The following is a 12,602-nucleotide window of genomic DNA, read 5'->3' on the forward strand; positions in this document are numbered from 1 at the left end:
TCGGGAAAAACGCACAATCGGCGCCTCCCAACAAATTGCGGCATGGTTTCAGGGAAAAATATGGAATTTAAAAAAGCGGTTCACTGGTACGAGGGGCAGTTTCTCGCGCCTCAGCACTTCCAATTGTCCGATCTGTATTTTCAGTCTCTGTTGCATCCGTTACGCTCGGCATTGGCCGCCAATTTCTGGGGAGTCGGCGCGTTGAATATTTCACGCGCGGCGGTAGTCAACCAGCGCGTGGATATAGAGTCGTGCCGGGTAATATTTCAGGACGGCGCTTATGTGGAAGTACCGGGTAACGGCCGCCTCGAATCGCGCAGTTTCGAAGGCGCGTGGGCCGACCCCGAAAAGCCGTTCACCGTATACCTGGGGCTGCGTTTATTTCAGCGCGACGGGAGCAATGCTTTGCTCCCTGATCGTAGCGAAGCGCAAAACGCTCGTTTTCTGAGCGAAGACACCGCCACCGAATACCGCGATTTTTACGGCGACGCCCAAAGCGCCCCCGTACGTCAATTGACTTATCAGGTCCGTTTGTTCTGGGAGCATGAGATCGAGAATCTTGGCGACTGGAATGTTTTCCCCATCGCACGCCTGCTGCGCCAGGGCGAGAGTTTCAAGCTTGATGAAAGCTTCATCGCGCCTGCATACCGTATCGATGCGCTCGAAGCCATAATGCGCATCGTTCGCGATTTACGCGACGATCTTGCCGGCAGGGTGCTGCAGCTGGCGGAATATAAGTTGTCGATGGATACCCAGCGCGTGGAGTCCGACGCGCTGCACCGGGAGTTTCTTTACGCTTTGCAGACATTGAACCGCGCGGTGCCGGCCCTATTTCATTTCGTCGAGCTGGGGCATGCCCATCCTGAAAACATCTACCTGTTCATGAGACAGCTGGTGGGAGAACTCAGTACCTTTTCCGATCGGTGCGGAACTCTGGGCGATTATGAGGGGCAAGCGACGCTTCCGGCTTATGACCATCGCAATATTGCCGCGTGTTTAATCCAGGCGCATCAGATCGCTACGCGATTATTGAACGAAATATCCGTGGGTCCGGAGTTTCTGGTCAAGCTGGAGCCGGGGGATGGTTTTTTGCAAGGCGTATTGCCCGAGCGTATTTTTGTAAATCGCAACCGTTTCTTTCTGGTATTGCGCGCGGATACCGACGCCGTCGATATGCTGGAGCAATTTCACAGCACCGCGAAACTGGCGGCTCTGGAAGAAATGCCGTTGCTGATTTCGCGCGCCTTGCCGGGGTTGGAACTCGATCGTCTGGCGGTTGCGCCGCAGGGCATGCCGAGGCGGCCGAATTCGCATTACTTCCGTATAGAACAGCTAAGCGATGAGTGGGAGAGGGTTGTCAGAAGCGGTCATATTGCATTGTTCTGGCCGGGCATGCCGGAGTCGGTCAGAGCGGAAATTATTGTACTCAGGAAATAGACGGTTATGAGACTGGTCGATTATTTCACGCCGGTAATGGCCCGGGTTGCGGCTTTTATACAGTATCCGGATGCGGGCGTCGATGCTTTTGACGCTGAGATAAGCGTTGCGCTCGATGCCGCGCAGCTCAAGGCGCAAGCGCAGGGCATACCGACGCTCGAATGCAAAAACGCCTTGTTTGCCGTGTGCGCCTGGATAGATGAAACCCTGATGCGGGCGCGTCTGCAAGGGTTCGAATTATGGCCTTCGCGTATGTTTCAACAGCGCTACTTCAATACCACTCGCGCGGGTATTCAGTTTTTCGAGCGGCTGGACAACCTGAGTTCGAGAGACCTGGATTTACGCGAAGTGTTCCTGATCTGCCTGACGCTTGGCTTTCAGGGAAAATACGCGCTGAAGGGCATGGAGGCGGAGCGCGACGCGCTGATTCGCCAACAGGTGAACAACTATATCGAAGTTTCCGGCACCAGCATCGATTTATCCAAAGGGTTGTTGTTTCCTGCTGCGTATATCTCCGATCGCTCGACCCTGTCGAAGCGGAAAGGTTGGCTGTATCGCATCAGAGCAGGGAATGTGCCGCTTTGGGTTTACTGGGTGCCGCTGATTTTTATCATCATCGTGCTGGTTTATCTTGCGTTTTCCTTCTCCCTTGATCAGGCCATCAACAGCCTGAATCATCCCTTTACAGGTTAACACATGAAGAAGGCTCTGTTCTGGGTACTGCGTATCCTGGCCGTTATCGGGCTGTTCATACTCTGCGTCGTGCTGGTGCTGGCTTTGGAATGGCCGTTATGGAGCAGTATCGGTGTTTTCTTGGGGCTGATTTCCATTTTTGTCCTGTGCAAGTTTTTATGGCGGGTGTATTCAGCCTGGCGCTCTCGCAGCAAGGTGGTGCAGCAGGTTGCGGTGTCCGCATCCGCTCCCCAGCTCGTGCGAGTCAGTTTGCGCGACAAATGGCGGCAGGCGATTTACAAGCTGAAGCATTCCAATCTGCGCCTGCGTGGAAATCCGGTCGAAGCCCTGCCCTGGTTCATGCTCATCGGTCGCGCAGGCACCGGCAAAACGACGGCGTTGCTGCATTCGGGGCTGGTTGCGCCGCTGAACGACCTGACCGAAAGCGAGACCGTCGAACGCACGGATAATGCGGACTGGTGGTTTTTCGACGGCGCTGTGGTGATGGACACGGCCGGAAGATATATCGGCGCTGAAGATGTTCCCGCCGATCGAGCCGAGTGGGGCGTACTGCTGGATCAACTGGCGAAATACCGGCGCGTTGGCGGTATTTCCGGTCTGGTTCTGGCCGTGGACGCAGTGCGCCTGATTCAGGGCGATGAGGCCGAATTGACGCGGGAGGGGCACGTGATACGCGGAAGGCTGGAGCAACTGGTTCGTTTGTACGACCACCGCTTTCCTGTTTTCGTGCTGGTGACCAAACTGGATCAGGTTTATGGATTTCACCAATTCGCGGCGCATCTTTCCGATCAGGGGCTCGCGCAAGCCATGGGCGTGTCCGGCCAAATTCATGACGGCGGGGATGAGCCGCAAAGCTTTTTCGATCAGGCCTTCGATCATATACTCGACCGCTTGAGAGATTTGCGTATCGGTCTCTTACGCATGCCGGATCGCGTGTCCGCCGAGACCTTATTGTTTCCGGAAGAATTGAGCCGTCTCAAGCCCGCGTTATTGACCTACGTTAATGCCGCATTCGGAAAAACGGCCTATTACGAACCTTTGCTTTTGCGAGGTCTGTTTTTTTCGAGCGCAATACAGGAAAGCAGTGCGATATCCCACTATCTGGGTGCGCATGTGTCGGTTTCTCAGCCTGCGCAGGACAGCAAAAATCGCGGTATCTTTCTCAGCGATTTCCTTGGCAAGGTATTGCCCGCCTATGCCGGCCAGCGCGAACCTACGTTGTTGCAAAGCAACTGGCGCATCGTTACCCGCAATATGGGGCTGTCAGCGCTCATTGCGGGTGCGATCGGCCTGATTATCGAGCTTTCAGGTTCCTACATCGCCGCGCGTAACCAGATTCAATCCTATGAAGACGCTTTGCCTGAGCGTGTGGCGGTCAGCGGCGATTTATACAAGGATTTACAGTTGGAGGATGATCTGTCCCCGCTGATACAGTTGATAGACGACCGATCGAGCGACTGGCGCTGGAGATTCAATGCATTCGACAGCGCTGTCGATGAAGCGGAAAGCCGTCTGAAAAAACAATTCCTGAACAAGCTTTACGAATCGGTTTCCTACGGTCTGGCCACTGTTATCGTCGAAAAGATAGACGGGCTGATCAAAGACAATTCTACCGCCAAATTAGGCATGCTTACCCAGGATCTGATACGCCGCCTGAATTTGTATGAGGCCAAAATGGATGGCGCAAATTTGAGCGAACTGCGCAAAATGCCGCAGATATCCCCGCTGGTGCTGTCGGACTTGATTAGCGGCGTGACTCCTGAAGAAGGCAGTCGAATGGCGCGAGGGTTTGTCGATATCATGGGCATATCGGACGACCGTAGATTTTTACAGGCGCGCATCGACGTATTGAGGCAGGAATTGAAGCAGGTAGGTCTTTACTCCAGCAATTTACAATGGCTGGTGTCCTGGGCCGATGGAGAACCCGACCTGGTCGATCTTTCGCTTTCGACTTTCTGGTCTACAGCGATCAAGATGAATAAGGATGTCATTGTTTCAGCGCCGTATACATCGCAAGGCAGAGTGGCCATCAACCAGTTTCTCGACGAAATACGGAAGAACTTCGACGACAAGGCGCTTTTTGACCAGCGCCGGGAGGCTTTCAATACCTGGTATCAGGCAGAAAGAATACACGCGTGGGAGGGGTTCGCGCTCAATTTCTATCGCGGACAGGAACTGATACAAGGTCTGCCCGCCTGGAATTTGTTGATGAGCTCGGTAGGTACCGGACAAACGCCGACCAGGCGAGGCGTTACTTATCTATTGAAGGAGCTGTCGGATATTCCGGACGCGCAGGCGCCCAACTGGTTGATGCTGTTGCGCAGGCTGGAAGTGATACGCGAGCAGGCTGACCAGACAGGGTTGCTGTCCGGCGTATCGAATACGGTCAGTGTACTGGATACGGTAGGCAGCAAGGCTGTGCGCGAAACCCTGGAGCACAAAACCAGCGCCGGAGCGGCATTGTTGAAAGGGGAAATAGCAGCCATTGATGTATACGCCAAATATCGCACGGCGGTGACGGCTGTCGCTACGGAAGCATTGACCGGCGAAGGAGCCAGCGCCAAACTGGCAGCTGAATTTCACGGCTTCGGAGTCGATCCAGCCGTCAAAACTTCGGCATTGCATGAAGTTTACGACCGTTTCTCCGCGCTGAAGGAAACCATGCTCGCAACCTCGCCCGATTATTATCCGGCGTGGTCGCTGGCCGGCGGCGTCGCGCATTTGATAACTCATTATATAGAAGAGCAAACCTCGTGCATGTTGCAGCACGAATGGGATAGCAAGGTAATGTGGCCGCTACAGACCTCAACCGACATGCAGGGCATGATGGATCTGGTTTTCGGCCAGCAGGGCACGGTATGGGCGTTTGTAGAGGGGCCGGCCAAGCCTTATCTCATCAGAGGCGCGCAGATTTTCAGACCGATAGAGACTTACAGCTATTCCGTACCCTGGAGCGCGGACTTCATACCATTCCTGAATTCCGCAGTGGGCCGGCAGGTCGAGCATATCGTGACCCGTAAAAGAAACGATGAGCTTGAAAAAGGCCAATCGGAGGTAGAAAAAGCTAAAATGCTGGCGCTCGAGAAAACCAAAGCGACATCGATCAGCGTCGGTATCGAGGGCCAACCGGTCAATGTCGATCCCGATGCCAGGGAGGGTTCGTTTGGTACGGTGCTGACCTTGCAATGCAGCCCGCAGCGGCAGGTGTTGTCGGTGCTCAATACCGACGCCACTGCGCAGTTCACATGGAATCCCACCACTTGCAGGGATGTCGATCTGCAAATCCGCTTCGATGGTTTTACCGTGCAGAAATTCTGGTTCGGAGCCGACGGATTCCCTCAGTTTCTGAAGGATTTCAGAGACGGTCATCATGTATTCCGGGCAAGCGAGTTTCCAGGCCAGGCGGATCGTTTGCGCGCAATAGGCGTAAAAAACATATCAGTGTATTACAAAATCACCGGCAGCAACGAGGTGTTGACCGCCTGGGACATAATGAATACGTCGCCTGTCGCGACTGCGCCGCGCGCAGCAAGCGCGAGCCGGGAGCAAGCTGCCGTGGCGACGCCGTTGACCGAAATACGGTCCGTGGAGCTGAAATTGCCCGGTCTGATAGGGCAATGCTGGGACCCTAAATTCAAACCGTATAAGCCCGAATCGTTATCGAGCTTTTTCGCAGGCATAGAGTCAGGGTTCGATCAGCCGCAAGCCGCGCAGCCGCCAGCGCCAGCCGAGCCAGCGCCGGTGGCAAAGCCCAAGCCCAAGCCCAGGAAAAAGCGCTGGAGGACTTATTATTATTACCGGGAATGAGATCCCGGTGATTACCATGAATCGAACCGTATGTAGCGCTTATATGCCGCGACAGCGATAAAAGTCTATCCAGTATCGCAATTAGCGTATACTTTGATGGCGCATAAGGTTTGGTGCGCGCGTGGCTTTTAATGCCTGTTGGAGGTGGTGTCGCATGGCCCTGATATCTGAGCCAACCCGCTATCCAGCTTTCCAGCAGAGCCGCTCGTCCTTAATCTCGGTCTTTATCGCTGTATTAGCGGCAACATGCCAAAATCCCGCCTTCGGCGGCGTTGTCGAGCCGGAAAATAGAGCAGTCGATCGGCCCCCCGTTGCGCGGGAGGTTTTGCAGACTCGGCCTGACCCGATAGACACAACCTCCTTATTGTCCCTATGGGGAGCAGAAGATTTGCGCGGCCATCCCGGCGAAGAGCGAATCACCTATTTACATAAACCCGATTTTGCTCCGCCCGCTTCGCTCGAAGCAACGCAGCTTCTGCCTCAACTCGACGAGCGGCAAATGGACTCCATTCGCCGCGTCCGTCTACCGTCCGGCAAGAATCTCGTCGCCTTGACCTTCGATTTGTGCGAACAGGCCGACGATATCACCGGCTACGACCGCGGCATTGTCAACTACCTGCGCGACAACCATATTCCGGCCACTTTTTTTGCAGGCGGTAAATGGATGCGCTCGCATCCGCAGCGAGCAATGCAATTGATGGCCGATCCGGGTTTCGAAGTCGGCAACCATGGCTGGACACACGGCAACCTGCGCAGGCTTTCCGGGCAGAGGATGATGGATCAGGTCGTCTGGGCCCAGGCCGAGTACGAGCAGTTGTGGGACGACCTGGCGCTGAAGGCCAAAAACGCCGGTCTGGAAGCACTGATGAACCGTATTCCCCGGCTGCCTGTGACGTTGCGTTTTCCCTACGGAACCTGCAGCGCGGAATCCTTGCGCGCCGTCAATCAACTTGGGTTGGGCGCGATTCAATGGGATGTGGTCAGCGGCGACGCCGATCCGCACATCCCGACGGCGGCGCTCATCCGCGGAGTGATAAACAATGTACGCGCGGGTTCGATCGTCGTGTTTCACGCCAATGGACGCGGCCATGGCACCGCCGCCGCCCTGCCGGGTATCGTCGCCGCGTTGCGCGCCAAAGGCTTTGCGTTTACCACCGTCAGCAAACTGCTGCAGGAAGGCGTGCCTGAGACGGTAAAGGATTGCTTCGAACTGCGGCCTGGTGATAACGCGTACATTGACGCAAAATTCGGCGATGGTACCCAATGACTCAGAGGCGGCAGCACGCTGCCGCATTATCAGCTTGTATGTTGTTGGTGATGATATCTCTTGAGCTGATTGATATCCTATTTGCAGCCACCAACTATCGCGATAAGTTCTTCTTCCAAGGATTTAACCAAATCGGAAAAGCTAGTCATTACACTTTCTCTGACTGAATCCCTTATCGCGATTGCATCTTCGGAAAAATACCTCTTAATAGCTGACACATGATTATCGTCATCGATAACCATCAACTCGAATGTATTCCCGTTGAAGATTGGCATCGGTTTACTTTCTCCGATCTTGAAAGCGCAAGCTTTAAGTGGATAAAGGTCCATAACTTCTATGAGTTTATGGTCGAATGTCAGCAATGCAGGGAAGAAGTAGCGCGCGCCCTTTGACGGCATGAACGCAAGGGACTGCTCTATCTGGCGGACATGCCATATATCCCATGCCATGTTACTTAGCAATTCTAGGATATCACTGCGGCCTTTCTGTATTTTTCCAAAAAACTTTAATTTCTGGCCTCGCTGAAAGTATGCACGAGCAATAGCTGTTTCTCGTCCATTCATTGTTGCAAGCCTGGAATGACTAAAATCCAAAAAGGCCTCCATTTTCCTACCTAAGCCAGCGCTAGGCGACTTGATCTGTATCGCAGCCATCTTAATCAGGCAGGCGTACATATATTGATGTCGAAACAATATTTCTTTCAATAGTGGAGCATTCCCAATGTCCATATACATCCTGGATAATAGCTGCTGCGCTCTATATACCAATTCCTGCTCGGTCAATGTCGACCGCACTTCCCCTTTTTTCTTCAGCCACTCACCGTCCAGATTGCGTAATATCTCATAAGCTTTGAGATTCTCGAAAATTTTATCCACAGTTTCGCCGTTGACAAGCGTGGGTAGATTTTCGGAAAAGTATGGGATGGGATCGATATTTACTTCTGGTCGCGCGATGAACTCAAAAACCGCTTGAAAATCTTTTGGGAGAGGCGCTAACCGCTTTCCTGCCATGTAGGGCCTGAGATAGCTCATTGCATTCGTATCAAGCGAGATGGAATAATCGATAGGGTACGTCGAGTGTCCGGACTCCATCTCTTCGGCTGTCTCGGTATCTAAGACCAGTACTCGTTCCGTGTTAAATAGACTACGAACTGCGGCGCCGGCGGAAAACGTACGGTTTACTGCAAATCCTGGCGTCCCACCCCGGTCAGAGGCGAAGATAAACCTATATCCCGTTAGCAATCGCGCTGCCATGCGATACAATTCAAAGGCCATGGCAGTATTCTATGCGTTGCAGATGCGAGCAGCGATATATTAGACGTTTAGTTTTTGAGTTTTCATCAGTTCTAATATATTTTTGGCAGCGAAATGCGCCACAAAACAAGCGGAGCGCGGCTAGCGCAAAGATGCCAACTGAAGACTCTAATTTAATACACTGCCACTGTTATCTCCGGCATTCAAACGCGGTGATCAGGAGTATCAGGTAAAGTCGGGGTTGATTTAAATGCAGATGAAATACATGAAAGTTACTTTAAACGGAAGCTGCCTGTGCGGCGAGGTTTGCTACGCCGTGACCGGCGAACCGCAGCGCTTTTACCATTGCCATTGCACGCGCTGCCGCAAGTCTTCCGGCGCTGGACATGCGTCAAATTTGATAATAACGGGCGCGCAGCTGATTTTTTCCAGGGGCGAGTCGCTGCTGAAGCGTTACAAGGTAGTCAAAGCCAAACGTTTTGCCAGGCAGTTTTGCAATAACTGCGGGGCTGCCGTGGCGCGCTTTGTTCCCGAGCTCGACGCGGTAGTCGTTCCTGCCGGTTCGCTCGACTGCGAGGCGCCAACTAAACCGCAAGCCAGAATATTCTGGGACTCGCGCGCAGAATGGTCATGCGATGGCGATAAACTACCTCGATATGCAGAATATCCAAGCATAGCGCAAGATCCGGGTCGCTGATGAGCGTTTGAACCTCCATACTCTGCTCGTAGCGGAACAGGTTCCTGTCCGCACGAACGCTCACTATGGGAGGCATCAATTGTGCATCTAAGCTGCGCCGCCGATTCTGTACTTTGGTGCGCCTGTCGTCCTGATCAGCACCCTCAACGAAGATGGCAGCTGCAATCTTTGCGCCGATATCTTCGGTATTCTGGCTGGGGTGGCGCTGTCTGCTCGGGCTGGCGGCAGTCGCCAAAACCATGCAGAACTTGATTCGCACCGGCGAGTGGGTGTTTAACCTTCCGTCCGTAAACGAGGTGGAGGCTGTAAATCGACCGGCGCTTACGACAGGTTCCGACCCCGTTCCGGAGTTTAAGCGGGGCAAGGGCTACCGGCATGAAGCCGACAAATTCGGGGTTGCTGGGCTGACGCCGATGGTTTCGGAAACGGCAGCGCCCGCGCGCGTACGAGAATGTCCTGTGCAACTTGAGGCAAACGTCGCGGCTACGCACCGCGTGGGCGAGAACAATCCGGCGCAACGGGGGATCATTCTCTGTATCGAGACCCGCGTTCAACGTGTGCATGCGGACTCGCCGATTATGATGAGCGGAGAACATGATCGTATTGATCCGGACAAATGGCGACCGCTGACCATGAGCTTTCAGCAATTCTACGGGCTCGGTCCACAGTTTCAGGGTTCGGTGTTGGGAACCATTCCGGAGGCCATGTACCGTAGCCCGGACATGGAATCGGCACGGCATCCCCGGTTGAGCCCTTGATTCAATCGACCGATGGAATAAGCATATGACAGACTATGACCGCATCGCCGACGCCATCGATTTCATCCGCAGCAGAGTCGATAGCCAGCCGACGCTGAAAGAAATTGCGGATCACTTGCATCTGAGCCCTTTTTATTTCCAGCGCCTATTCTGCCGCTGGGCCGGGGTTACTCCCAAAAGATTTCTGCAGGTTCTTACGCTGGAGCGCGCCAAGCAGTTGCTGGCCGAGGCGAAACCTCTGCTCGAGGTTTCCGATTCCCTGGGATTGAGCAGCGGTTCGCGTTTGTATGACCATTTCGTCCATTTGGAGGCAGTTACTCCCGGAGAATACAAAGCGCGAGGCGCAGGTTTGACCATCGGGTATGGTGTGCATGACACTCCTTTCGGAGAGGCCTTCATTGCCGTCACTCCGAAAGGTGTCTGCAACTTTTCGTTTCTGGATGGAGCTGCGGTTGAGTACCGTCTTGCCGATTTGCTGAAGATGTGGCCGTGTGCGGAGGTACTCGAAAGTCAACAACAAACGCTTGCTGTTATCCATGCCATGTTTGGCGGGCAGATTGAGTTGAATCGACAGGTTCCCATCTCCCTGCATGTATCAGGAACGAACTTTCAGGTCAGTGTATGGAAGGCGTTGCTGCAGATAGCGCCAGCCACTGTTACAAGCTATTCTCATGTGGCAACTGCAATCGGCCATCCCAATTCGGCAAGGGCCGTGGGGCAGGCGCTAGGCGCAAACCCTGTCGCGATTTTGATTCCCTGCCACCGGGTAATTCAGCAAAGCGGTAAGCTTGGCGGGTATCACTGGGGCGAAACCCGTAAACAGGCAATCCATGCATGGGAATCGGCAAGGTATGAATAAGCCGATCCATAACGTAGCGTTTGCCGGGTGTCGATTTGGCTCCTTATGCTTGCTGAAAATACAATTATCTAATGCCATCTTTATGGTTATAGGCATTAAAACACGAATATAGTGGCTGCTGCTCATTAAGCGCTTGACCACCTGGCTCGGGAGTTACAAGACCGTTTTCCCCTGGCTGGACTGATCGGCGGCGATAATGAATTCGAGCAAAGTGTCGCAAAAGTGCTAGGTTCTGTCGAAGCCCCGGTCATCGGCCTGGATTTACCGCTGGACATGGACGGTACTGCATTTCAACAGCGAGTTGGGCAGACTTTGAGGCAAATCCGGGTCGGCGAAAAAGTGAGCTACTCGGAAACTGCACAACGTATCGGCGCACCGAAAGAGGAACGGCGGGCAGTAACCGGTGCCTACGTGGCCAAAACTCTGGTCGTGGCGATTCCTTGTCACCGGGGCTGCGTCCGCTCGGTCAACGGTTTGTCCGGTTATTGTTGGGGGGAGCGTAAAGCTGAGCTGTTACGTCGGGAGAGGAAAGCATGAGTTCCAGCGTATTGTCTTGCACGCTGCCGCTGCCTGCAAATTATCGGATGACGGATATTTTGTCTTTTCATGGCCGCGATGCTCTGGCTGTTTCAGAATCAGTAGCGGCTAATCAGATGCGTAAAGGCATCTTATGGCACGGTTCGACGGCCTGTTTGACACTCCGTTTGTTACCCTTGCGCGCTGAAATAGAACTGAGCATCGATCATACGCAAACTTCATTGGAAGTTGACGAATTATCCGCACTGGCAGTTAGAATGCTTGGATTAAATCAGCCCATTGATGTTTTTGAGGAAAGTGTTGGTCAACATCCGCAGCTTGGCGTGCTGATTAACAATCAATCCGGATTGCGGGTACCGGTCGCGCCGACTGCATTTGAAGCCTTGAGTTGGGCGATCACCGGACAGCAAATCAGCGTTGCAGCCGCTATTTCGATACGCCGTAAATTTATTCAACTGGTCGGGTTACAGCATTTCAGCGGCTTATATTGCTACCCGGATGCTCGGCATGTAAGCTGTATGAGCGCCAGCGGCTTGCGCCAGGCCGGGTTTTCAAAAAGTAAGGCGCAAACTTTGCTGACGGTGAGTCAGATGGCGGTGTCCGGCGGATTGGAATTGAATAACACTCAAAAGGAACCGCCGATAGAGCAAATACGTCAACAATTGTTGAAGATTCACGGCATTGGCCCCTGGACCGTCAATTATGCGCTATTACGTGGCTATGGTTGGTTGGACGGTTCACTGCACGGCGATGCCGCAGTCCGTCGTGGGTTGCAGGTTTTATTGAACCACGTTGAGGAGATGGGTGAAAACCAAGTCCGGCAATGGTTGGAAAACTTTGCGCCGTGGCGCGCTTTGGTCGCTGCGCATTTATGGGAACTGGTATCCCGTGGTGGGTAAAGGCATGGATGATCTTATAAAACTTGCAAACAAAATCCGGGCCGTCTATTGACCAGGGGTTGAATAATCAAGCTTACTCCGTCCATTGACCGATTACGGTCGCCACAGCTTTGTCAGTCTTTAGGGAACCGCTGATTAATTGTCCAAACTTGGGTCGAGGGCTATGCAAAGCAGTAATGCGGAGCGGGGCATGATTCCAGGATTTATCCTTCATAATGCAGCATGCAGCGAGTTTGGCTGAGCTGTCGCGTGCTGCAGGCAAGTCGATTTGTAACTAATCACAACTAACCGGATTGGTGCTGGGCTAAGGCTGTCGAGGCGCACGGCAAGCCTTTCATCAATGGGAGCAAAACTGCCGCATCCCCAAGGCAAACAGACTCGCCGCCCTTCTTGTA

The 12,602-nt window shown here is 53.5% G+C and carries 10 protein-coding genes; 9 read left to right on the forward strand and 1 reads right to left on the reverse strand.

Translation table 11 applies throughout. The features are described 5' to 3' along the window. Window positions 1-60 precede the first annotated feature (60 nt). The 4 genes from tssK to F6R98_RS02240 all read left to right on the forward strand — a co-directional run bounded on the left by tssK (window position 61) and on the right by F6R98_RS02240 (window position 7,204). Window positions 61-1,437, forward strand: a complete 1,377-nt coding sequence (gene tssK, locus F6R98_RS02225; RefSeq protein ID WP_194270098.1) for a type VI secretion system baseplate subunit TssK — start codon at window positions 61-63, stop codon at window positions 1,435-1,437. A gap of 6 nt (window positions 1,438-1,443) precedes the next feature. After that, window positions 1,444-2,130, forward strand: coding sequence for a DotU family type IV/VI secretion system protein (locus F6R98_RS02230; protein ID WP_153247569.1), 687 nt, complete (start codon window positions 1,444-1,446; stop codon window positions 2,128-2,130). Window positions 2,131-2,133: 3 nt separating this feature from the next. Continuing rightward, window positions 2,134-5,937, forward strand: coding sequence for a type VI secretion protein IcmF/TssM N-terminal domain-containing protein (locus F6R98_RS02235; protein ID WP_153247570.1), 3,804 nt, complete (start codon window positions 2,134-2,136; stop codon window positions 5,935-5,937). A gap of 154 nt (window positions 5,938-6,091) precedes the next feature. Further along, on the forward strand, window positions 6,092-7,204 hold the full coding sequence (locus F6R98_RS02240; RefSeq protein ID WP_153247571.1) for a polysaccharide deacetylase family protein: 1,113 nt from the start codon (window positions 6,092-6,094) through the stop codon (window positions 7,202-7,204). 77 nt (window positions 7,205-7,281) lie between these two features. Here F6R98_RS02240 and F6R98_RS02245 read toward each other — a convergent pair whose 3' ends face one another. Then, window positions 7,282-8,478, reverse strand: coding sequence for a hypothetical protein (locus F6R98_RS02245; protein ID WP_228125046.1), 1,197 nt, complete (start codon window positions 8,476-8,478; stop codon window positions 7,282-7,284). Between the two features lie 244 nt (window positions 8,479-8,722). Here F6R98_RS02245 and F6R98_RS02250 point away from each other — a divergent pair, with 244 nt between their 5' ends. The 5 genes from F6R98_RS02250 to F6R98_RS02270 all read left to right on the forward strand — a co-directional run bounded on the left by F6R98_RS02250 (window position 8,723) and on the right by F6R98_RS02270 (window position 12,207). Next, window positions 8,723-9,154, forward strand: a complete 432-nt coding sequence (locus F6R98_RS02250) for a GFA family protein (RefSeq protein ID WP_153247572.1) — start codon at window positions 8,723-8,725, stop codon at window positions 9,152-9,154. A gap of 152 nt (window positions 9,155-9,306) precedes the next feature. Continuing rightward, the gene (locus F6R98_RS02255) at window positions 9,307-9,912 is read left to right on the forward strand and encodes a flavin reductase family protein (protein ID WP_228125047.1); all 606 of its coding nucleotides are present in this window, start codon (window positions 9,307-9,309) and stop codon (window positions 9,910-9,912) included. Window positions 9,913-9,937: 25 nt separating this feature from the next. After that, window positions 9,938-10,771: a methylated-DNA--[protein]-cysteine S-methyltransferase gene (locus F6R98_RS02260; RefSeq protein ID WP_153247573.1), complete on the forward strand. Its 834-nt coding sequence runs from the start codon at window positions 9,938-9,940 to the stop codon at window positions 10,769-10,771. Window positions 10,772-10,993: 222 nt separating this feature from the next. After that, window positions 10,994-11,308 (forward strand): methylated-DNA--[protein]-cysteine S-methyltransferase, encoded by a 315-nt coding sequence (locus tag F6R98_RS02265; protein ID WP_228125048.1) that lies wholly within the window; start codon window positions 10,994-10,996, stop codon window positions 11,306-11,308. Further along, window positions 11,305-12,207, forward strand: coding sequence for a DNA-3-methyladenine glycosylase family protein (locus F6R98_RS02270; protein ID WP_153247575.1), 903 nt, complete (start codon window positions 11,305-11,307; stop codon window positions 12,205-12,207). Before F6R98_RS02265 ends, F6R98_RS02270 begins: the two co-directional genes overlap by 4 nt. Window positions 12,208-12,602 lie beyond the last annotated feature (395 nt).

This window comes from Candidatus Methylospira mobilis (genome assembly GCF_009498235.1).
GTDB classification, from domain to species: domain Bacteria; phylum Pseudomonadota; class Gammaproteobacteria; order Methylococcales; family Methylococcaceae; genus Methylospira; species Methylospira mobilis.